This window comes from Microvirga roseola, assembly GCF_020866965.1.
Taxonomy (GTDB): domain Bacteria; phylum Pseudomonadota; class Alphaproteobacteria; order Rhizobiales; family Beijerinckiaceae; genus Microvirga; species Microvirga roseola.
The window spans coordinates 23,892-41,963 of the sequence record NZ_JAJATX010000021.1 but is presented as its reverse complement, the minus strand read 5'-3'; the positions used below and the strand labels follow the sequence as shown (position 1 = coordinate 41,963).

The 18,072-nt window shown below is 62.6% G+C and carries 26 protein-coding genes and 1 tRNA gene; 17 read left to right on the top strand and 10 right to left on the bottom strand.

Annotation, left to right across the window (positions count from 1 at the left end; all coding sequences use genetic code 11):
• The first annotated feature begins 10 nt into the window (after positions 1-10).
• From gpt to LG661_RS13815, 4 genes are all read left to right on the top strand, one after another.
• Positions 11-517 carry a xanthine phosphoribosyltransferase gene (gene gpt / locus LG661_RS13830; RefSeq protein WP_230532482.1) on the top strand — a complete coding sequence of 169 codons (507 nt, stop codon included), beginning with the start codon at positions 11-13 and terminating at the stop codon, positions 515-517.
• A gap of 18 nt (positions 518-535) precedes the next feature.
• Positions 536-2,092 carry an AMP-binding protein gene (locus LG661_RS13825; RefSeq protein WP_230532481.1) on the top strand — a complete coding sequence of 519 codons (1,557 nt, stop codon included), beginning with the start codon at positions 536-538 and terminating at the stop codon, positions 2,090-2,092.
• Positions 2,093-2,187: 95 nt separating this feature from the next.
• On the top strand, positions 2,188-2,481 hold the full coding sequence (locus LG661_RS13820; RefSeq protein WP_230532480.1) for a hypothetical protein: 294 nt from the start codon (positions 2,188-2,190) through the stop codon (positions 2,479-2,481).
• A 17-nt stretch (positions 2,482-2,498) separates the two neighbouring features.
• Positions 2,499-2,747 (top strand): hypothetical protein, encoded by a 249-nt coding sequence (locus tag LG661_RS13815; protein WP_230532479.1) that lies wholly within the window; start codon positions 2,499-2,501, stop codon positions 2,745-2,747.
• Positions 2,748-3,087: 340 nt separating this feature from the next.
• Here the strand turns inward: LG661_RS13815 and LG661_RS13810 are convergent, their stop codons facing one another.
• Complete coding sequence (locus LG661_RS13810; protein WP_230532478.1) at positions 3,088-3,234, bottom strand: hypothetical protein; 147 nt, start codon at positions 3,232-3,234, stop codon at positions 3,088-3,090.
• Positions 3,235-3,271: 37 nt separating this feature from the next.
• On the opposite strand from LG661_RS13810, the gene LG661_RS13805 reads away from it, so the two are divergent.
• From LG661_RS13805 to LG661_RS13795, 3 genes are all read left to right on the top strand, one after another.
• Positions 3,272-3,622: a hypothetical protein gene (locus LG661_RS13805; protein ID WP_230532477.1), complete on the top strand. Its 351-nt coding sequence runs from the start codon at positions 3,272-3,274 to the stop codon at positions 3,620-3,622.
• Positions 3,623-3,912: 290 nt separating this feature from the next.
• A complete protein-coding gene (locus tag LG661_RS13800; protein ID WP_230532476.1) occupies positions 3,913-4,305 on the top strand; it encodes a response regulator in 393 nt (130 codons plus the stop codon).
• Positions 4,306-4,433: 128 nt separating this feature from the next.
• On the top strand, positions 4,434-4,814 hold the full coding sequence (locus LG661_RS13795) for a hypothetical protein (RefSeq protein ID WP_230532475.1): 381 nt from the start codon (positions 4,434-4,436) through the stop codon (positions 4,812-4,814).
• A gap of 54 nt (positions 4,815-4,868) precedes the next feature.
• On the opposite strand, the gene LG661_RS13790 is transcribed toward LG661_RS13795, so the two are convergent.
• Entirely contained in the window at positions 4,869-5,114 is a 246-nt protein-coding gene (locus tag LG661_RS13790; RefSeq protein ID WP_230532474.1) for a NepR family anti-sigma factor, read from the bottom strand.
• Positions 5,115-5,370: 256 nt separating this feature from the next.
• Between LG661_RS13790 and LG661_RS13785 the strand changes: the two genes are divergently transcribed.
• Positions 5,371-5,523, top strand: a complete 153-nt coding sequence (locus LG661_RS13785) for a hypothetical protein (RefSeq protein WP_230532473.1) — start codon at positions 5,371-5,373, stop codon at positions 5,521-5,523.
• 41 nt (positions 5,524-5,564) lie between these two features.
• On the opposite strand, the gene LG661_RS13780 is transcribed toward LG661_RS13785, so the two are convergent.
• The 3 genes from LG661_RS13780 to LG661_RS13770 form a co-directional block, all read right to left on the bottom strand.
• Positions 5,565-6,257, bottom strand: a complete 693-nt coding sequence (locus LG661_RS13780) for a phosphatase PAP2 family protein (protein WP_230532472.1) — start codon at positions 6,255-6,257, stop codon at positions 5,565-5,567.
• A 283-nt stretch (positions 6,258-6,540) separates the two neighbouring features.
• Entirely contained in the window at positions 6,541-6,837 is a 297-nt protein-coding gene (locus LG661_RS13775; RefSeq protein ID WP_230532471.1) for a hypothetical protein, read from the bottom strand.
• A 382-nt stretch (positions 6,838-7,219) separates the two neighbouring features.
• Positions 7,220-7,435: a hypothetical protein gene (locus LG661_RS13770; protein ID WP_230532470.1), complete on the bottom strand. Its 216-nt coding sequence runs from the start codon at positions 7,433-7,435 to the stop codon at positions 7,220-7,222.
• A 220-nt stretch (positions 7,436-7,655) separates the two neighbouring features.
• On the opposite strand from LG661_RS13770, the gene LG661_RS13765 reads away from it, so the two are divergent.
• On the top strand, positions 7,656-8,666 hold the full coding sequence (locus tag LG661_RS13765; protein ID WP_230532469.1) for a sensor histidine kinase: 1,011 nt from the start codon (positions 7,656-7,658) through the stop codon (positions 8,664-8,666).
• 1,394 nt (positions 8,667-10,060) lie between these two features.
• Positions 10,061-10,414: a hypothetical protein gene (locus tag LG661_RS13760; RefSeq protein ID WP_230532468.1), complete on the top strand. Its 354-nt coding sequence runs from the start codon at positions 10,061-10,063 to the stop codon at positions 10,412-10,414.
• An 80-nt stretch (positions 10,415-10,494) separates the two neighbouring features.
• Here the strand turns inward: LG661_RS13760 and LG661_RS13755 are convergent.
• The 3 genes from LG661_RS13755 to LG661_RS13745 all read right to left on the bottom strand — a co-directional run bounded on the left by LG661_RS13755 (position 10,495) and on the right by LG661_RS13745 (position 12,087).
• Positions 10,495-10,580 (bottom strand) — tRNA-Leu (locus LG661_RS13755).
• Between the two features lie 54 nt (positions 10,581-10,634).
• Positions 10,635-11,822, bottom strand: coding sequence for an FAD-dependent oxidoreductase (locus LG661_RS13750; RefSeq protein ID WP_230532467.1), 1,188 nt, complete (start codon positions 11,820-11,822; stop codon positions 10,635-10,637).
• A gap of 1 nt (position 11,823) precedes the next feature.
• The gene (locus LG661_RS13745; RefSeq protein ID WP_230532466.1) at positions 11,824-12,087 is read right to left on the bottom strand and encodes a zinc-finger domain-containing protein; all 264 of its coding nucleotides are present in this window, start codon (positions 12,085-12,087) and stop codon (positions 11,824-11,826) included.
• A gap of 148 nt (positions 12,088-12,235) precedes the next feature.
• Between LG661_RS13745 and LG661_RS13740 the strand changes: the two genes are divergently transcribed.
• Complete coding sequence (locus tag LG661_RS13740) at positions 12,236-13,000, top strand: alpha/beta fold hydrolase (RefSeq protein WP_230532506.1); 765 nt, start codon at positions 12,236-12,238, stop codon at positions 12,998-13,000.
• 54 nt (positions 13,001-13,054) lie between these two features.
• Entirely contained in the window at positions 13,055-13,546 is a 492-nt protein-coding gene (locus LG661_RS13735) for a class I SAM-dependent methyltransferase (RefSeq protein ID WP_230532465.1), read from the top strand.
• A gap of 8 nt (positions 13,547-13,554) precedes the next feature.
• Here LG661_RS13735 and LG661_RS13730 read toward each other — a convergent pair whose 3' ends face one another.
• On the bottom strand, positions 13,555-14,355 hold the full coding sequence (locus LG661_RS13730) for an enoyl-CoA hydratase (protein ID WP_230532464.1): 801 nt from the start codon (positions 14,353-14,355) through the stop codon (positions 13,555-13,557).
• Between the two features lie 87 nt (positions 14,356-14,442).
• Here LG661_RS13730 and cysE point away from each other — a divergent pair, with 87 nt between their 5' ends.
• The 3 genes from cysE to LG661_RS13715 all read left to right on the top strand — a co-directional run bounded on the left by cysE (position 14,443) and on the right by LG661_RS13715 (position 16,174).
• Positions 14,443-15,279, top strand: a complete 837-nt coding sequence (gene cysE, locus LG661_RS13725; RefSeq protein WP_230532463.1) for a serine O-acetyltransferase — start codon at positions 14,443-14,445, stop codon at positions 15,277-15,279.
• Between the two features lie 91 nt (positions 15,280-15,370).
• Positions 15,371-15,583 (top strand): DUF3126 family protein, encoded by a 213-nt coding sequence (locus LG661_RS13720; RefSeq protein ID WP_230532505.1) that lies wholly within the window; start codon positions 15,371-15,373, stop codon positions 15,581-15,583.
• A gap of 60 nt (positions 15,584-15,643) precedes the next feature.
• A complete protein-coding gene (locus tag LG661_RS13715; protein WP_230532462.1) occupies positions 15,644-16,174 on the top strand; it encodes a gamma carbonic anhydrase family protein in 531 nt (176 codons plus the stop codon).
• Between the two features lie 41 nt (positions 16,175-16,215).
• On the opposite strand, the gene LG661_RS13710 is transcribed toward LG661_RS13715, so the two are convergent.
• The gene (locus LG661_RS13710; RefSeq protein WP_407666712.1) at positions 16,216-16,797 is read right to left on the bottom strand and encodes a transglutaminase-like cysteine peptidase; all 582 of its coding nucleotides are present in this window, start codon (positions 16,795-16,797) and stop codon (positions 16,216-16,218) included.
• A gap of 16 nt (positions 16,798-16,813) precedes the next feature.
• On the opposite strand from LG661_RS13710, the gene LG661_RS13705 reads away from it, so the two are divergent.
• Positions 16,814-17,059, top strand: coding sequence for a hypothetical protein (locus LG661_RS13705; RefSeq protein ID WP_230532509.1), 246 nt, complete (start codon positions 16,814-16,816; stop codon positions 17,057-17,059).
• A 131-nt stretch (positions 17,060-17,190) separates the two neighbouring features.
• Positions 17,191-18,003 carry a rhomboid family intramembrane serine protease gene (locus tag LG661_RS13700; protein WP_230532460.1) on the top strand — a complete coding sequence of 271 codons (813 nt, stop codon included), beginning with the start codon at positions 17,191-17,193 and terminating at the stop codon, positions 18,001-18,003.
• The last annotated feature ends 69 nt before the right edge of the window (positions 18,004-18,072 follow it).

Here is an 18,072-nt window from a genome sequence, read left to right as displayed (position 1 = left end):
AGACCAACAGATGTCGCCGACCTCCCCCAAAGCCTTCCCCGTCTCCTGGGACCAGTTTCACCGCGATGCCCGAGCGCTCGCCTGGCGTCTGGCCTCCGCCGGTCCCTTCGAGGCCATCGTCTGCATCACCCGCGGCGGCCTCGTGCCCGCAGCCATCGTGGCGCGCGAACTCGATCTCAGGCTCATCGAGAGCGTCTGCATCGCCAGCTATCACGACTACAAGAGCCAGGGCGAACTGCAGGTCCTCAAGGACATCGCGCCCTCGATCAAGGCCATCGGCGACGGCAAGGGCAAAGGCGTCCTCGTGATCGACGATCTGACCGACACGGGCAAGACCGCCAAGATCGTACGCGACATGCTGCCCAACGCGCACTTCGCCGCCGTCTATGCCAAGCCCGCCGGGCGCCCCCTCATCGACACCTTCGTGACGGAAGTCAGCCAAGACACATGGATCTACTTCCCCTGGGATATGGGCCTGTCCTACCAGGCTCCTATCCGCGAAGGCTCTGCCGGCTAAGCAATCCAAGGAGCGCCCGTGGCCGAGTTAGACATCGCGCGGACGCGCAAGAGCCTGTTCACCGCGCTCCTCGATGCGAGGGACCGGTTCGGGCGCAACAAGGTGGCGCTGGAGGATCTCGAGCGCCAGCCGATAACCTTCGGACGCCTCGTGCTGGGTTCGCTGGTGCTCGGCCGCAAGCTCGCGGGAATGACCGCGCCGGACAGACCCATCGCGGTGCTCCTGCCCAATGTCCAGGCCATCGCGGTCACGCTCTTTGGGCTCAATGCCTTCGGCCGCGTCCCGGCCTTTCTCAACTTCACGGCCGGTCTCAAGAACCTGAAGGCCGCCTGTGAGATCGCCCGGGTCGACACCATCGTAACCTCCCGCCGTTTCGTCGAGCAGGGCCAACTCGATGACATCGTGTCGGCCTTAGGCGAAGGACGCCGCATCCTCTGGCTCGAGGATGTGCGCACCACGCTGACCAGCATGGACAAGATCCGGGGCGTCCTCGATTCCTGGATCGCGCGCCGCGTCCATGCAGGGGCGAAGGTGGGACCTGACGATTCGGCAGTCGTGCTTTTCACGTCGGGATCGGAGGGCATACCGAAAGGGGTGGTGCTCTCGAACGCCAATCTCGTGGCCAATGCCTATCAGGTGAAGGCGCTGGCGGGCGACGTCCTCCGGGATGAGGATGTGTTCTTCAATCCGCTACCCATCTTCCATTCCTTCGGTCTGACGGCGGGGCTGCTGACAGCGGTTCTCAACGGCATGAAGTCGGTTCTTTATCCGAGCCCGCTCCATTACCGGCAGATCCCCAAGCTCGTCGCCGGCACCGAGGCCACGGTCATGCTCGCGACCGACACCTTCCTCCAGGGCTACGCCCGGGCGGCCGGCGAGAACGATCTCGCCGGCGTACGCTTCGTCATCGCCGGAGCCGAGAGGGTGAAGGAGGAGACGCGCCGGCTCTGGGACCGGCACAGCACGGTTATTCTCGAAGGATACGGCGCGACGGAGTGCTCGCCGGTGATCGCCGTGAACCTGCCGGAAAGCAACCGGCCGGGATCTGTCGGGCACATCCTGCCCGGCATCGAATGGCGGCTCGAACCGGTGGAAGGCATCGATGAGGGCGGGCGGCTCCACGTGCGCGGCCCGAACGTGATGAAGGGCTATCTCGATCAGGACGCACCGGGACGCATCGTTCCGCCGTCAGGCGGCTGGCACGATACCGGCGACATCGTCACCGTGGAGAATGGGATCGTCACCATCCGCGGACGGGCGAAGCGCTTCGCAAAGATCGGTGGAGAAATGGTGTCGCTCGCCGCCATCGAGGCCATGGTCCAGGGCCTCTGGCCCGACAGCAACCACGTGGTCGTCGCCCTGCCGGATTCCCGGAAAGGCGAGCAGATCGTCCTCATCACCGACAAGCCGGATGCGGATCGGGACGCGTTGCTGGACCATGCCCGTGAGCAGGGTTTCCCCGAACTCTGGGTACCGAGGTCTATCCTTGTCTCGAGCATTCCGGTCCTCGGCTCCGGCAAGACCGACTATGCCGCCGCCGTCGAGATGGCGCATCGCTTGCAGGCGATGCTGTAGCGCGTCAGCTCGACCCTGGCTTCCGTAACAAAGCCGCGCCTGCGGCGTTGTTCTCGCGCTTACCCCTTCACGAAGCGAGTTCACGGATCGGCGACATGAGGAAGTTCGTACTTGCCCTGGCATTCATTTCATCGGCCACCGCCCTGCAGGCCCAGACGCGCCCGTTCACGCCCGCTCTGACCTGCGCTCAGGCTCGCCAGATCGTCTTTGCGAACGGTGCGGTCGTTCTCGGCACGGGCACTTACACCTATGACCGCTACGTGCGCAGCGGCAATTTCTGTCTCGTCGGCGAGTACCCCGAGGCAGCCTGGGTCCCGACCCGGGACACGCCGCAATGCCTCGTCGGCTACCGCTGCGAGACCGACCCTCCGTTCTTCTTCGGCGACTGAGCCAGGGTCATTTCTTGATGAAGGTCAGGAACTGCATCGCCCTCGCCATGCTGGCAGGCAGCCTCGGCGCATGCTCGACGAGCGCCAACGTCTTCTATGGCGAGTTCCGGTCCGGACCCGACTTCGAGACCGGAAGCTTCTACGAGCGGGGAGTCTATGGCGATACTGCACGAGGCATCGGGAGCGAGGCGTGCCGTGTCGAGATCCGGCGCGAGGTGGATGCCTTCGGCAACGTTGCGACCCATGAAGTCACGGCCTGCGATTAGCGGCGCGATGCGATTCTCTGATGAAATGCCGTGCGTCTCTTCAGTCGGTCGCTGCAAATCACATCCCTACGAGCATCGAAGGAACGAACGCTCACCTTGGCCGTTGGCATGGTATTGGTTAGTTAGGAGAACTCGTCATGAACAGTATCATCTGGCTGATTGGGGCCGTGGTTGTCGTCATCGCGATCCTGTCGTTCCTCGGCCTGACCTGAGCGGACGAGCCGAGGCTCCCCGGGTCGGCTTCCAGGAGGAGCGGCCTGTGGCGACCTCGCTTGCAGGAATTGGAGCTTTCAGCATGGGCGGATGTTTTTCATCCGCCCATTGCTTTTCGGGTTGCGTCTTACTGCATCAGGGCCAGGAAGACCGACGTGACGTTTGCGACGGCCAGGGTGCCGATCAGGGCCGGAACCAGCGGCATTCGCTGTCGCGGGGGCGTGTCGTCCTCCGACGGGCCTGTGCCTGAGCCAAGATGAAAGCCATCGGCCATACCCATCTCCTTCAACCTGCTCGGGAAGGGGCTTACCTTGCGCCACAAGAGCCGTTCGGTCCGTGCGTTTTCGCACCCGCAACCAAGCGGAATGGTCCTTGCTTTAATGACGGGTCGCTTTTTTCTGAAGCTGCAGGAGCTGCCCTTCGATGGCCCTCATGCGCGTCATCATGCGATCGAGTTCGGCCAGAAGAAACTTCTCATCCTGCTTCGCCCGCTCGGTGAGATCGGCGCAGGAACTGTGGCGGATCCGGTGGAGTGCGTCGGCCAACTGCCTGTCCAGAAGCCGCATGCGCTGCTCCAGATCGAGAAATTCCTGGTACAGTTGGCTTTCCCTGATCACGTCATGGATCTCGCAGAGGAAAGAGTGATGTGGGCTCCAGACTAAAGGTTTGATGCCGCTTGCTCCAGAGGAGAAAGGAAAAGCATTGAATTTTTATCAGCGGCCAAGCTGAAACAGACACCATCGCACATCGTTCAGTATCAATCGCCTGCAGAATGCGGCTTTCAAATTTCGGTCGAGGGAACTGCCTTGTCGCTCCGGCGCCTAGCCCCCTTTTTGTAAGCGGCACCTCGCAGGATCGAGCAAGGTGCCGGTCTTCTCACGAGCCGTCCTGACAAGCCCGTGCTCCTGCAATGGTTCCGTTGAGCCCTCGACCGCATAGAGGAGATGAATGCATGGGACGGAAGATCGAGCCTTGCCGCACAGCTCTGATCGTCGAGGACGATTTCGAGGTGAGGGGACTTGCAGCAGCCCTTCTGGAGGAGACTGACCTGCAGGTCGTGGAAACCTCCAGCGCCGAAGAGGCTCTCGATTATCTGCGGATCCATGCGGATGAAGTTGCCTTCCTCTTTGCATCGGTCCACCAGCCGCGTCTGATGAACGGTGTGGATCTCGCCCGCACCGTGCGCCTCAAATGGCCCTGGATCAGAACCGTCCTGACCGGCGGCGAGTCCATTGAGGACGAAGCCAGCGGCATCCCCCGCGACGTGCGCTTCATGCCGAAGCCCTGGCCTGCGCTCGAAGTCCTGATGGAGGCGGAGAGAGCCACGCAGGGCCGGCGCCACTGAGGCGCGCGGTTTCCCTTGCCTGAAGCTGGCGCCGACCTCGTTTCTGCCAACCGCTCAGTGACGGCGGGAACCTTGGCGCTCGCCGGGAATTTGCGTCAGCACGTATTCTGACAACGAGGACATTCAGCATGCCAAGCACTACCGTCGCCAGCGGAACCTTTGCTTCCCGCAAAGACGCCAATCGGGCCGTCGAGCGCCTGGTCGCTAACGGCTTTGCCCGCAACAGCATGGAGCTTCACCCGCACGACGACGATGAAGGCTACGATCTCGAGGTTCACACGAGACGGGAAAATCTCAGGAAGGTCGAGCGCCTGATTCACGATTCGGCGCCCCTTTACGTCGCGAGGCACGCTGCGTCGGACGCATACTACTCCGCGAAGTCGCATCCGTACCTTCTGCTTGGAGCAGGACTTCTGGCGGGCGTTGCGCTCTATGCTCTTCTTCCGCGCAGTACGTTCTCTTCAGTAGCATCCCGCCAGCCGCATTCCCGCAGGCAGCACCGCCGCTGAGATGAGACAACCGTCTCCCGGGGAGAGGACCTGCTCGGGAGACGTATCGGACGCTTAGCTTCGGTCCTCCCCATCGGTGCTGGAAGCCCGGCGTTCCTCCAAGCGCTTCACCAACTGCTTGAAGTGGTCCGGCATCGGCTCCTCCACAGTACCCTGGTAGCCTACGCGCAACTGGTGGCCGAGCTGTTTCATCAGTTCGGCTTGCCCTTCCTGCGTCAGGCCATTCGATCCGATGCTCCAGCCTGCATGGCCCCTCGGCGAGCGAGGCGGGCCGTAAGGCTGGTGGGGCCGCTTAGGCATGCCTGCCTCCTGAAAACTTGACTCGGAAGAGAACTCGTCAACCTGGGTTATGTTTCGGCTAAGTTTATGGAATATTGCGGTTTTTCCGGTTAGGAAGAAGTAAACAGAAAGAAGGGTCTCCATTCCTAACACGCGCCGCAGTTCCCGAAGGTTACGGCGACCCCCCGTCGCATTGGTTTCCCGCCGTCCCTGGTCCAAAGCTCGACCATAATCAAGAACGAGCGCTCGGGGGCTGGGGCATATGCGTGAACTGTTGATGATTTATCTATGCGGCGTGATTCTGCTGCTGATGGTATCGACCATGATCGAGAGCGAGGAGGGCATCGGTCTGGATCACATTCTGGTCGCGGCTTTCGGCTGGCCGCTCTTCGCGCCCATGGTGGCGGTCAAAGCCTGGACGGGCCGGTAAGAGGGTATCGTTCGCTGCTCAAGGTTGTGGTGATGTTGCGGTCAGAGCAACTCGGCCAGGCGCGAACCGATCCTGCGGATGTCCTCGAACATGGTCGTGATGTAGAACATCGTTACGAAGCAGACGCTGTAGAACAATCCAGGCGATCGTTGTTCGAGGCTGCCGATGCGGTTCAGGGCGCTCATGGTCGTTGTTAGCTTCGCGCAGACCAGCACTGAGAGGATCCCGATGATGGCGCCTCCCGCGATGTCGCTCGGGTAATGATAACCAGCATAGACGCGCGGCATCGCCACCACGAAAAGCGCCCATGCGAAACAGGCCAGACTGAGCGGGCGAGACACCCGCCAGACTGTCGTGGCGATCGCAAAGGCCAGAGCGGCATTGTCACTGGGAAAGGAGCTCCACTCGTGGAGCTGATCACGCGAGACCCCGCCCGGCATGGCAAGGTTCAATTCCTCGACATGCATCGGTCTTGGTCGGTGCGGAGAAAGGCTCTGGATGGCTCGCGAGGTGAATGGTGCGAGCAGTGTGCCCGGGAGACCCTGAAGGAGGAGGAAGCGCGGCTTCCAATATGTGCCGGCATCGAACCAGAGCCACACGATACAGGTCATGAGCGGCAGGAAGCGGACGGATGGCATCTGGAAGCCGCGGACGATGATCATGTCGAGCGCTGTCGACCTGTTCGCAAAGCCGTTCAGGAAATGCAGGACGCTTTCATCGATGGCCTGAAGCACAGATCTTTCCCTCATCCGCTGGAATCGGAAGCTAAGTCGGCTCTACATGACCCGGCAAGCGCTCCGGCTCGCTGCTAATCCTTAGTTTCCGCTATGCATCTCATTGCGGTTCGCATGCGGGACTTGGCGCAGAGCCGTAGGACGCTTGTCTCTTAATGGATGGAAAGACTTGTTGAATTGACGGTCTTGGAAGGGCGGCGGAGACTGTCGTTGGGCTGATAGCCCTTTCCTCCCTGGCACCTGAGGTTCCCTTCGCGGGAGCCTCTTTTGTTTCGGCGGTTCGCTACAGGGTCCGGGATGCGAGGGACTGTCGTTGCTGGCTCCGCAATTCCTGGAGCAGTCTCTCGTAAGGCCTGCGCTTCTCTCGGTATGCCGAAATCAGCGCCTCCTTCACAGGCTTCTTCAGGTCGCTGTGAACGGAGCTTTTCTCCAGCTTCACGAGCTTCGGCTCGTACTGCAGATCGATGGTGGTGAGCGTACGGGAGACCCAGAGGATTTTCAGATCGATATCGGACAGAATTCCTGCCCCGCAGGCGCTCTTTCGAGCCACGCGGATCGCGCTATCATGATGGCCCCCCATGATCCCTCCGGCTTCTTGGTAATCCCGTTGAGGGAACATAGCCTTACCATTCGTTGACGAGAACAGATCCCGTTCGCCCTTACGGGGTACGGCGACTCGCCCGCGGTGAGTACCTCTGGCGGAGAATTGACGGGGAGCCTTCGGGCCCTATGGACTGGCAGATCTGCGATCCCGTTCCGGTCCGGACCGAGATTGCCCCGTTTATGACACGGTATGGCCAAGGTCGGTCATAGGCTCGGACCTGACGGTCAGGAGCGATTCATGCGTGGTCTCAGCCTTCCGCTTTTTCTGCTTGCAGCAGCCGCGATGGTCTCGCCGCTTCTTGTTCTGATGGCCTTCATGGCGAGCAGGATCGCCGCGACCCTGATCTTTCCTTAAAGGGTTACCGGCCGCGCTTCTTCAGCTTGCCGGCGAGACGTTTGAGGTCTCCGGGCAGGGGTTCCTCGAGCAACTCCTGGTATTCCTTTCTCATCCGGAAGCCGAGCTCCTTCAGGAGGTCCGTGCGCCCCGAGGCCGTCATCCCATTGCTTGCGATGCTCCATGCGCTCTCGCGGGGTGTGGGCGCAGGGTTATTCTTCGGCTGAGACTTTCTGGGCATCTCTGCCTCCTAACGCTTACTCTTACATTCCATAAGGTTGCCGAGAACAGGTTAAGACGGGCTTTCCGTCTGTGGCTCTCCAACAAACATTTAGCCGGCGAGAACAGGTCGGGCGTGCGGCAGGGCACGAAAGGAGCGTTCTGCTGGGTAGGTCCCTCGGTGTACGCAAGGCTCCGGCGCTCTGGACAAAGCCGCGCTTTTCCTCGAAGGATGAACAGCCATGCCGATCTTGCTGCCTCTGGGGAGCGGCGGGGATTCCCGTCCCGTCGATCTCGCGCAACTCATTGTCGAGAATGCCGCCGACTCCATTTTCGTGATGGATACGAGAGGGCGCACGGTCTTTGCCAATCCTGCCGCGGAGCGTACCTTCGGCTGGCCGCGGGAAGAGCTGCTTGGCAAGGTTCTCCACGACATCGTGCATCACCACTATCCTGATGGACGGCCTTTCCCGATGTCGGAATGTCCCCTCGGACAGGTCTTCAAGGCGCGCAAGATCCTGGACAAGCACGAGGACGTGTTCTTCCACCGGGAAGGAACGCCCATTCACGTCGCGTGCTCGAACGCTCCCGTGATGTGGAACGGCGAAATGATCGGCGCAGTGCTGATCGCGGTGGACATCACCGAGCGCAAGCGTGGTGAGGAGCGTCAGCGGTTGCTGACGAACGAGCTGAACCATCGCGTGAAGAACACTCTGACGACCGTGCAGGCTATCGTGTCTCAGACCCTGCGTAGTAAGGCTTCGACCCGGGAGGCCCAGGCTGCCATCGAGCAGCGCCTGAAGGCGCTCGCCCGCGCCCATGATGTTCTCACACGCGAACATTGGGAGGGCGCGAGGCCCCATGACATTGTCGCGCAGGCCATTGAGCCCTTCGCAGGGGGTGACGAGAGCCGGTTTCACTTTTGCGGGCCCGAGGTTCGGCTCTTGCCCGGTACGGCGCTTGCCATCGCGATGGCCCTGCAGGAACTGGCGACCAATGCCGTCAAGTACGGGGCCCTTTCCTGCTCTCATGGCCGAGTTCACCTGACGTGGTCGGTGAGCGGCTCAGCGGGAGAGCGGCGCTTCAACCTGCAATGGGAGGAGAAGGACGGCCCGCCCGTGAAAACGCCCTCCAGCCGCGGCTTCGGAACCCGGCTCATCGAGCGCAGCCTCGCCCAGGATCTCGATGGAAAGGTGAAAGTTGCCTTCGCCGAGACCGGTGTCGTCTGCACGGTCGATGCACCCTTGGGGTAGGAACTCCACGAGGAAAATTGATGCTGATTCCAGGGTTGCGAAGATGCAAGGCACATCGCCTGGAGCACCCTTGATCGACGCAGGCAAGGTGGCCGTGGACGAGGCGGCACGGGAGCGGCCAACCGCATCATCGCGAAGGCCTAGTACGTGTCACGCAGCGATAACCGATCGGGCATTGGGGAGTATCGGCCGTTGGAACCCAGGCCGGTTCTATGGCCTCACCCAAGGAGCACTGCCCTCCTGCCGCGACGTAGCGGTCGTAAGTGGTCGGGCTCGTACTGAGAACAATCGAGCCCTGGGAGCCGACGAGTTCTCTGGCCCCATAACAGGACATCCGGAGAGTGAGAGGGTTGTTCTGGGCCAGTGCCACAGATCCCATGCCGATGAGGGATACGGCAGCGAATGTCAGCCTCATGCATTCCATCGGAGCCTCCCGTCGATCATGTCATCAGCGACAGCACGGTCGCGCAGACATTCATCACCACCACGGTCCCGGCCAGATAGACGGGGACGGGCGGATGACGCCGCTCGAGGTTAGGCCTCTTCCGGCGGGATAAGGCTCGTGAGGCTTTGCTGGTCATTGTCTAACCCCCTCCAAAGCAGGGTTGAGCGATAACGACCTGACGAGAATGGGCCCATTACGTAACGTCGGCGGTGCGTTCCCGCACGGAAGGCGCCTTCCCATCGGCAAGTGGCCTTATGGCCAAGGTTAGCGACTGGTTAACACTCTCGGCCCTAGGCTGTCGGCTCCGAAGCGAAAGGAGACCGACCATGAACAGCTTGAGACACATCCTTGCCCTGCTTCTGTCGGTCATCGTGCTTGGCCCGTTCTTCACGCTGTCGGCTTTTGCAGCGAGCGTGCTGGCATCCGCATTGATGCTCCCGTGAGTTGAGATACGTAGGCCAGGGGAGGGCGGGAGTGGTGCTGTCACTCGCCCCTGCACGTCCGCATCAGGACACTTGCGGGCTCTCAGTTGCGCCTTTGTCGGCACCAAGATCTCCGAAGATCCGGCCAGTCGCGCAGACCGTCTCATGCCAGACTTTCCCATCGGTATTTGGGATCGCGGCCTCGTCTGTCAGTCCGCCCCGCATGTACCGAAGGTCCTGAGAATCGCGGTTCCTCCGAATAGTCCGGGGAATATCGAGCCCCTCTAACGGTGGCTTGAACTCTCGCTCACTTGGGCGTCGCTCCTCGAGGGCATGCCTGCGCTGAGCCGTTTCATAGCGCAATTGCATCGCACGCGATGTTATGGCTAACGATTTATACTGGGTACGACATTATCGCGATATATAAGAAAGATGTTGATTGCGTCACGGCTCAGACCGCCGCCCTCCGAAGTTCCCGCTGACATTGCCCGGGATCCTGAGGCGCATTTCGGATCATGGAGAATACGATGTCTCAGTCCCGTGCGAGGCCCGGCCATGCCGTGTCGCGAACCGTCCTCTGCCGCGACTGGATCGAGGGGCAGATCATCCGAGCCTATGTCCGACTTGTCTTCGCACCGGACCAGGATTGCGGCTCTCGCACCATCACCATCATGCGCAGCGGAAACCTAGAGGTGCGGCTGACCGAGCTTCCCCAGGATTTCGACCTGCCCACTTTTCCACCGTTCTGGGTCGAGATTCACTCCCACGCGACGGGCGAAGTGCTCAACTTCTGCGGCTGCTACGAATTCGACGAAGACGAGCTTGGAGCCGCCGTAGAACTCGTCCTGACGGCGCTCATGCGGCAGCCCCGCCTGCATTGACAGGCCTGCCAGAGGAAATCGGGTCCTGGGGGAGACTAAGAGCCCTGGGGCGTGAACCGCCCTCGGCTGGGTTCCGTCGGTGGTGCGGACGGCGGGGGTCGAACCCGCACGGGCTAGGCCCGAGGGATTTTAAGTCCCTTGCGTCTACCAATTTCGCCACGTCCGCATCGCCATGACGGTTATCGGGCTCAGGTGCCAAGCGCAAGGGGGAGGGGAGCCCTCATTCGGGCGTGCGGAAGCCGTAGAGCCAGTCGTAGCGCTTCGTCATGCCCTCCGGACCCAGATGGCGCATGACCTGATTGCGCCCGAAACCGATGAGGGAACCCGCGTGGTAGATGCGCCCGTTCCGGCGGGCTTCGTTCTGGACACGTTGGGCCCGCGGCAGGCGCTGCTGTTCGTAAGCCCTGAGCGCTTGCGGCACGGCCTGGCTATCCCCGCTTAGGATAGCGCCGAGGGTGGCGGATTCCTCGACGGCCATGGCCGCGCCCTGCGCCAGGAACGGGAGGACCGGATGGGCGGCATCGCCGAGGAGAGCGACCCGGCCCTGAGCGAGGCGCTGGACCGGATGGTTGAAGAGGGACCAGCGCAGCCATTCCTGCGGGGTCGAGAGAAGCGCGCGCAGGGCCGGGGCTGCGGAGCCGTAGCGGGCCAGCAGATCCTCGGTCCGGCCCGGCGCAGCCCATCCCTCCACCGGCTCGGTGCTGGCTTCCATCGCCACCACATTGACCAGCCGGCCTCCCGCGATGGGATAATGCACGACGTGGCCCTGAGGACCGAGCCAGAGGCCGGTTTCGTCGCCGGAGAGCTCGGGCGGTGCTGCGCTGCGCTCAAGGGTCGCGCGCCAGGCGATAGAGCCGCCGAAGGTCAGGGGAGCCGTGTCGCCGAGGGAGCGTCTGACCTTGGACCAGACGCCATCCGCGCCGATAACCGCATCGGCGCTGAAATTTTCGCGCGCGCCGCCGGCCGAGACCCATGCGAGGGCTGCATGGTTCGGCGCGCTGCGAACCTCCTCGACCGTCCGGCCGATCACGAGGCGGATCGAGGCTTCGGAGCGAACGGCGTCGAGAAGGATCGTCTGCAGATCGGCCCTGTGCACGACCCAGTAGGGCGCCCCGAACCGTTCCTGCATGAAGGAGCCGAGCGCAACCTGCCCGATCGCGCGGCCCGATGAGATGCCGCGCACCACGACGCGCTTGGGCTCCGTCACAACCCGGCGCAGGGCTGGTCCGAGACCTAGGCCGATCAGGATTCGACTGGCATTGGGAGAAAGCTGGAGTCCCGCGCCGACTTCGCTGAAGCCGGTCCGCCGTTCGATCAGCGTGACCGCATGGCCCTTGCGGGCGAGGGTCAGGGCCGCCGTCAGACCGGCGATCCCGGCTCCAACGATGGCGATGGAAAGGCTTGGCACCTCAGCGCGAGGCCGGATCGGTCGCGAAGTCGGGTTCCCACACGCATTCCGCCGGGCGGGCCTCGTAGGCCTTCAAAGCTGGGTCGTAACGGAACAGGGTCGAGCAATAAGAGCAGATGGTCTCGTTGTCGTAGCCCATGTCGATGAAGACATGGGGGTGATCGAAGGGCGGGGTCGCCCCGATGCACATGAACTCCTTCGAGCCCACGTGAATGACGGGAACGCCCGGATCGTTGTGGAAGTGGGGAGTGCCTTTGTCAGCCATTGCCGTTGCTCTGAAGCGGTGGAAAATCGCGCGCACCATAATGGCCGAAGGGCCAAGCGCCTAGAGCAAAATTCCGTCGAGATTGCATCCGCGGAAACAGGCGCTTAGGTTGCCGCGACATCCATCCTCGCTTTCCATTCCCGGTCCCATGCGGTTCTTCAATTCCAATGGCGTGAGCATCGCCTATATCGACGTCCCGCCCCACGAGGGGCAGGGCGACCCGATCCTGCTGATCCACGGCTTCGCCTCCAATCACGCGGTCAATTGGGTGAACACCCTCTGGGTGAAGACCCTGACGCGGGCGGGCTATCGGGTGATCGCCCTCGACAATCGCGGGCATGGCGAGAGCGAGAAGCTCTACGAGCCGGAGGCCTACAATTCCTTCACCATGGCCGAGGACGCCCGTCGCCTTCTCGATCATCTCGGCATCGAGCGGGCGGATGTAATGGGCTATTCCATGGGCGCGCGGATTACGGCGCATATGGCGCTGGCCTCGCCCCAGCGGATGCGCTCCGCGATTCTCGGCGGCCTCGGCATCCATCTCGTCGACGGGGTCGGTTTGCCGCTCGGCATCGCCGACGCCATGGAGACGCGCTCCCTCGATGACCTCACAGATCCCATGCAGCGCATGTTCCGCGCCTTCGCCGAGCAGACGGGCAGCGACCTCAAGGCGCTCGCCGCCTGCATTCGCGGAACGCGGCAGGCCCTGACGAGGGAAGAGGTGGCCTCGATCACGCTGCCGACGCTGGTGGCCGTCGGCACCAATGACGATGTCGCCGGATCGGGCCCCGAGCTGGCGAAGCTGTTCCCAAATGTGACGGCGCTCGACATCCCCGGCCGCGACCACAACCTCGCCGTCGGCGACAAGGTCCACAAGCAGGGCGTGCTCGACTTCCTTGCAAGCCGGCCATGAGCTTAGCCGTTGAATTGAAGTTCAAGCTTCCCAGTTTGGCTGGCAGGAGGATGAATGACCCGACTCGACAGCGCTATCCGGCGCCTCACGGCACAGCGTGATCTCCTGAACTGGGCGACCGAGGTGATTGCCCCCACGGGACTCGTGCTGGAACTCGGCCTCGGTAACGGCCGCACCTACGATCACCTGAGGACGCGACTGCCGGGACGGGAGATCTATGCCTTCGAGCGCTCGCCCGCCGCACATCCCGACTGCATCCCGCCGGACGGCTATCTGATCGTCGGCGATATCTTCGACACGCTGCCGAGCTTCATCGCGCGGTTCGGGAAAGGATCGGCCGCCCTTGTCCATACCGATATCGGCACGGGCGACGAGGATGCCAACCGCATCCTGGCCCTGCGCCTCTCGCCCCTGCTTGACAGTCTGCTGCAGCCCGGTGGCCTTCTCCTGGCGGACCGCGCTTTCGAGATGCCCTCCTGCATGAATATCTCATCCAAAACCGGCGTGCCGGAAGGCCGTTATTTCGTCTATCGCCGGGAGACGTAGTGCAGCATTCAGCGGCCGGTGAAGACCGGGCTGCGCTTTTCCAGAAAGGCCCGTCGGCCCTCCACCGCATCGGCGCTGTCGAAGCACAGATCCGCGAGCGCGCCCGGGTCCACCTCCGGCTTGCCGATGCCGGTCGACTCGTCGATAGCGGCTTTCGCAGCCCTGATCGTAAGCGGCGCATTCCCCGCGATGGCCTGGGCCAGCGAGAGGACCGTATCCTCCAGTTCCCCGTCCGACACGACCCGCTGCAGGACGCCGATCTGCTGCGCTTCCTGCGCTCCGATGCGCCGGGCGGTATAGAAGAGGTCCTTGGCCGCCGGGGCGCCGACCGCCGCAGTGACGAGCTTCATTGCGCCGGGGGGGTAGCCGATCCCGAGCCGGGCCGCCGGGATGCCGAAGGTGGCGTTCTCCGAAGCGATCCGCAGGTCGCAGGACAGAGCCAAGCCGAAGCCGCCGCCGAGGCAGAAGCCGCGAATCATGGCAATGACGGGCTTCGAGCAATGGGCGACGGCAAAGAAAGCCGCTTCGTTGGCGGCCTCATAGAGCCGTCCGCCCTCGGCATTCGCCCGCACCGTCTCGAACTCCGCGATATCGGCTCCGGACGCGAAGGATTCCTGGCCCGCTCCGCGCAGGACCACGACATGCACTTCGGTCATCCCATCGAGAGCGGCCATGATCGGGGGCAGCGCCTTCCACATCTCGAGGTCCAGCGCATTGCGCTTGGCGGGGTTGTCGATGGCGACCGTCGCGATCGGGCCGCCGATGGCAACGGAAAGCTTCGAGCTGTGCGGTGAAAATGGGGCTGTCATGAATTTCTAGGACTATGGGAAGGGACGAGGGCTTCTTATCTATCCTAATTCGATGCGCTATGTCCTGAACCGGCAGGAGAGATCAACATGACACAGACACGCCTGAAGCCGGGAATGCCCAGTCCGGTCGCCGGAGTCGTCGATCCCGTCTGGGACCGGCTCCGCTCGGAGGCTGAGACTGCCGTTCAGAGTGAGCCTGCGCTTGCCGGGTTGCTGCTCAGCGCCGTTTCGCACCAGCCGAGCCTCGAGGCAGCGGTGATCCATCGGGTGTCGTCGCGCCTGGGCCATTCCTCCCTGCCGGCGGACATCATCGAGCAGACCTTCCTGGAAGCTGTCGCCAGGGACGCCTCCATCGGCGCAGCCTTCCGCGCCGACATCAATGCCGTTCTCGACCGCGACCCTGCCGTGTCCCGGGCCATCGAGCCGGTGCTCTATTTCAAAGGCTTCCACGCCATCCAGACCCACCGCCTCGCCCACTGGCTGTGGAGCCAGGGCCGGCAGGACTTCGCGCTCTACCTCCAGAGTCGCTCGTCGGAAGTCTTCCAGACGGACATCCATCCCAACGCCCGGATCGGGCGGGGCATCTTCCTCGATCACGCCACCGGACTGGTCGTGGGCGCGACCGCAGTCATCGAGGACAATGTGTCCATGCTCCAGGACGTGACCCTCGGCGGCACCGGTAAGGAGCGGGGCGACCGGCATCCCAAGATCCGCCATGGCGTCCTGATCGGCGCAGGGGCCAAGATCCTCGGGAATATCGAGGTGGGGCACTGCGCCCGAATCGCCGCCGGCTCCGTGGTGCTCAAGCCCGTTCCCCACAATGCGACGGTGGCGGGCGTTCCGGCGAAAGTGGTCGGCAGCGCCGGCTGCCCCGAACCCTATCGCTCCATGGACCATTGCCTGTCCGAGGCGGAGGGGATCTGACGGGGAGGTCACGAGCCGGACCTAACTCCGCTTGCTCGCGTTTGCCGGGCATGGCAAGTGCAGCACCATGACATCGAAGAAAGGACCTGTAGTGGACAAGACCGAGATGGCGAAAGTCGAGCGTTACCTGCGCCAGACCTTTGCGAACCACTCGATTCGTGTAGTCGGCCGCCCGAAAAAGGACGATTCGGCGGAAGTGTATATCGGTGAGGAATTCGTCGGCGTGCTCTTCGTCGACGACGAGGATGGAGACCGCTCCTACAACTTCACCATGGCGATCCTCGACACGGATATCGAGGAATAACCTGTTCTTCCCGCAGCGGAATCCATCGGGAATTCCGCTGCAATTCCTCCCGGAGGCGCGATGCCGATCTACAGCCTCGATGAGATCACCCCGATCCTGCCCGAGCCGGACCGCTTCTGGATCGCGCCCGACGCCCATGTGATCGGGCGGGTGCGGCTGGGGCGCGACGTGGGAATCTGGTTCGGCGCCGTGCTGCGCGGCGACAACGAACTGATCGATATTGGAGAGGCCGCCAATATCCAGGAGGGAGCCCTGCTTCATACGGATCTCGGCGCACCGCTCACCATTGGAGCTGGTTGCACCATCGGCCACAAGGCGATCCTGCACGGCTGCACCATTGGCGAGAATTCCCTGATCGGGATGGGAGCGACCGTGCTCAACCATGCCCGCATCGGCGCGAACTGCTTGGTGGGGGCCAATGCGCTCGTGACCGAAGGCAAGGAATTTCCCGATAATTCCCTTATCGTCGGCGCGCCGGCCAAGGCGATCCGCGTCCTGGACGAGAAAGCCGTCGCGCAGCTTCGCCTATCGTCGCAGCACTATGTCGAGAACTGGAAGCGCTTCGCAAAAGGAATGAGGCGGACCGACTGACCCGCCTCATTCCTTTTGAATTTGATTGTACTGGCTGCGTCTTAGCGATTCGCAGTCGTCGTCGGTGAGGTGGCGCCGCCCAGCGATACCCAGCCGACCGCATATTGGCTCTCGCGCTTGATGTAGACGTAGCCGGTCTGGCTCCAGGGCAGGACCGCGGAGGTCTTGTTGTCGAGCACGTACTCGCCGCGATTCGTGCGGATCACGAGCACCGCGTGGCCCTCGCCGAGTTCGTCGATGACGACGGTCATGCGCATGGCGCGGCGGGGCAGGCCGCTTTCGGCGAGCTTGCGGCGCTTGAGAAGCTGGAAGTCCTCGCAGTCGCCCTTGCCGTCATCGGGGAAACCCCAGATGTCCACGGCACCCCAATGGTCCGCGTCCGTGATGGCCTTGATGCTGGAATTGACCTGCTGGTTGACCGAAACGATGGTCTTCCAGACCTGCGGGGTGAGCTCGATGACGTCCTGTTCGGCCACATTGACGGCGCATTCGGACGGGAAAGTTTCGCAGAACTTGGTCCAGGCCTGGAGCGGGCGGGCCTGTCCTTGGCTTGCGACCGAGGTGGTAGCGACGGGGAGCGCAGCAACGGTCTGGGCCGAAGCGCTCGCACCGGAAAGGATCACCGCAAGGCTGAAAAGAGTGGCTTTGAAAAATGTGCCGGAGAAGCACGGCTTTCCGTTTTGCCCCTTCGGAGTACCGCTTTTGAAAGAATCGTACCGCATGCCCCACCAGTCGGTTAATGTTCTTTTAACCAAACTGACATGGTTACATTTCAGGCTCAAGCGGAAAGTAAAAGGTGAGTTAACGCGTCGCGCTCCAAACGGTTCCCGTATGGTTAACAAAAATTTCGCAGCTGCCGGGGAGAAAAGGAATACCTTCCTTTGAGGTATCCGACGCGGCGCCTAAATCTTTGAATTTCCTCGACTGGACCCGTGGGAGGCGCTACGTCACCGGTACTCCCCCAAGCCGTGGCTGACCGCGCAGGACGTGTGGATAGCCTCTTTGACAAACAGCTCATGTCCCCACACCCGCCCCGCCGCGAACCGATTCTCAACCTGCCGGCCGTCATCAGCCTCAGTCTGGTCGTCCTCGTTGGCATCCATATCGTCCGGATGTTCCTCACCGAGGAAACGGATTTCGACCTAATGCTCGATTGGGCCGTGATCCCGGCGCGCTGGTCCGTGGCCTTCGGTGGGATTCGCCCCGAGGAGGTCGTGAGATCCCTTCAGGAGAGCATGCCGGAGGAGATGCAATCCTCCTTGGCCATGCTGGCCCAGTATATCCTGGGTGAGGGGGAGGGACGTCCCCTTACCGCGCTGAGCTATGCATTTCTCCATGGCTCCTGGGCGCATGTGCTCATCAACTGCGTCTGGCTCGCGGCCTTCGGCACGCCCATCGCCAAGAGATGCGGGGCCGGGCGCTTCCTCGCCCTCTCCGCAGCTGCGGCCGTCGGAGGTGCGGTCCTCTATACCTGGATGAACCCCCTTCAGATCCTGCCGATGGTCGGCGCCTCAGGCGCAGTTTCGGGCCTGATGGCGGCAGCGTCCTGGTTCATGTTCGCCCCCGCGGCCTGGCATCCATCGGGGCGCATCGCCCTTGCCCACGAGAAGCCGCGTGAGACGCTGGTCGATATGGCCCGCAACCGGCAGGTCCTGATTTTCCTCGGCGTGTGGTTCGCCGCCAATTATCTCTTTGCGGTCACGCAGCCTTTCGGGGCCGGCGATGCGATCATCGCCTGGGAGGCGCATGTCGGCGGTTTCCTTGTCGGGCTCGCCATTTTTCCCCTGCTCGATCCGCTGCCTTCAAGGTCCGGACGCATCTCGGCTTGAAACGGCCATGGTTTGGCCGGATCATCCCTGAACTGACGCAGGATCGCGCTCCCGGAAGGTGTGCGAGAC

What these genes read in the sequence shown, in the direction of transcription:
- LG661_RS13770 (WP_230532470.1), bottom strand. Translation starts at nt 7,435, where the DNA reads ATGCCCAGAAAGTCTCAGCCGAAGAATAACCCTGCGCCCACACCCCGC.
- LG661_RS13815 (WP_230532479.1), top strand. Translation starts at nt 2,499, where the DNA reads ATGAAGGTCAGGAACTGCATCGCCCTCGCCATGCTGGCAGGCAGCCTC.
- LG661_RS13730 (WP_230532464.1), bottom strand. Translation starts at nt 14,355, where the DNA reads ATGACAGCCCCATTTTCACCGCACAGCTCGAAGCTTTCCGTTGCCATC.
- LG661_RS13810 (WP_230532478.1), bottom strand. Translation starts at nt 3,234, where the DNA reads ATGGCCGATGGCTTTCATCTTGGCTCAGGCACAGGCCCGTCGGAGGAC.
- gpt (WP_230532482.1), top strand. Translation starts at nt 11, where the DNA reads ATGTCGCCGACCTCCCCCAAAGCCTTCCCCGTCTCCTGGGACCAGTTT.
- LG661_RS13800 (WP_230532476.1), top strand. Translation starts at nt 3,913, where the DNA reads ATGGGACGGAAGATCGAGCCTTGCCGCACAGCTCTGATCGTCGAGGAC.
- LG661_RS13765 (WP_230532469.1), top strand. Translation starts at nt 7,656, where the DNA reads ATGCCGATCTTGCTGCCTCTGGGGAGCGGCGGGGATTCCCGTCCCGTC.
- LG661_RS13715 (WP_230532462.1), top strand. Translation starts at nt 15,644, where the DNA reads ATGCCGATCTACAGCCTCGATGAGATCACCCCGATCCTGCCCGAGCCG.
- LG661_RS13700 (WP_230532460.1), top strand. Translation starts at nt 17,191, where the DNA reads ATGTCCCCACACCCGCCCCGCCGCGAACCGATTCTCAACCTGCCGGCC.
- LG661_RS13790 (WP_230532474.1), bottom strand. Translation starts at nt 5,114, where the DNA reads ATGCCTAAGCGGCCCCACCAGCCTTACGGCCCGCCTCGCTCGCCGAGG.
- LG661_RS13740 (WP_230532506.1), top strand. Translation starts at nt 12,236, where the DNA reads ATGCGGTTCTTCAATTCCAATGGCGTGAGCATCGCCTATATCGACGTC.
- LG661_RS13820 (WP_230532480.1), top strand. Translation starts at nt 2,188, where the DNA reads ATGAGGAAGTTCGTACTTGCCCTGGCATTCATTTCATCGGCCACCGCC.
- cysE (WP_230532463.1), top strand. Translation starts at nt 14,443, where the DNA reads ATGACACAGACACGCCTGAAGCCGGGAATGCCCAGTCCGGTCGCCGGA.
- LG661_RS13735 (WP_230532465.1), top strand. Translation starts at nt 13,055, where the DNA reads ATGACCCGACTCGACAGCGCTATCCGGCGCCTCACGGCACAGCGTGAT.
- LG661_RS13785 (WP_230532473.1), top strand. Translation starts at nt 5,371, where the DNA reads ATGATTTATCTATGCGGCGTGATTCTGCTGCTGATGGTATCGACCATG.
- LG661_RS13795 (WP_230532475.1), top strand. Translation starts at nt 4,434, where the DNA reads ATGCCAAGCACTACCGTCGCCAGCGGAACCTTTGCTTCCCGCAAAGAC.
- LG661_RS13760 (WP_230532468.1), top strand. Translation starts at nt 10,061, where the DNA reads ATGTCTCAGTCCCGTGCGAGGCCCGGCCATGCCGTGTCGCGAACCGTC.
- LG661_RS13745 (WP_230532466.1), bottom strand. Translation starts at nt 12,087, where the DNA reads ATGGCTGACAAAGGCACTCCCCACTTCCACAACGATCCGGGCGTTCCC.
- LG661_RS13775 (WP_230532471.1), bottom strand. Translation starts at nt 6,837, where the DNA reads ATGGGGGGCCATCATGATAGCGCGATCCGCGTGGCTCGAAAGAGCGCC.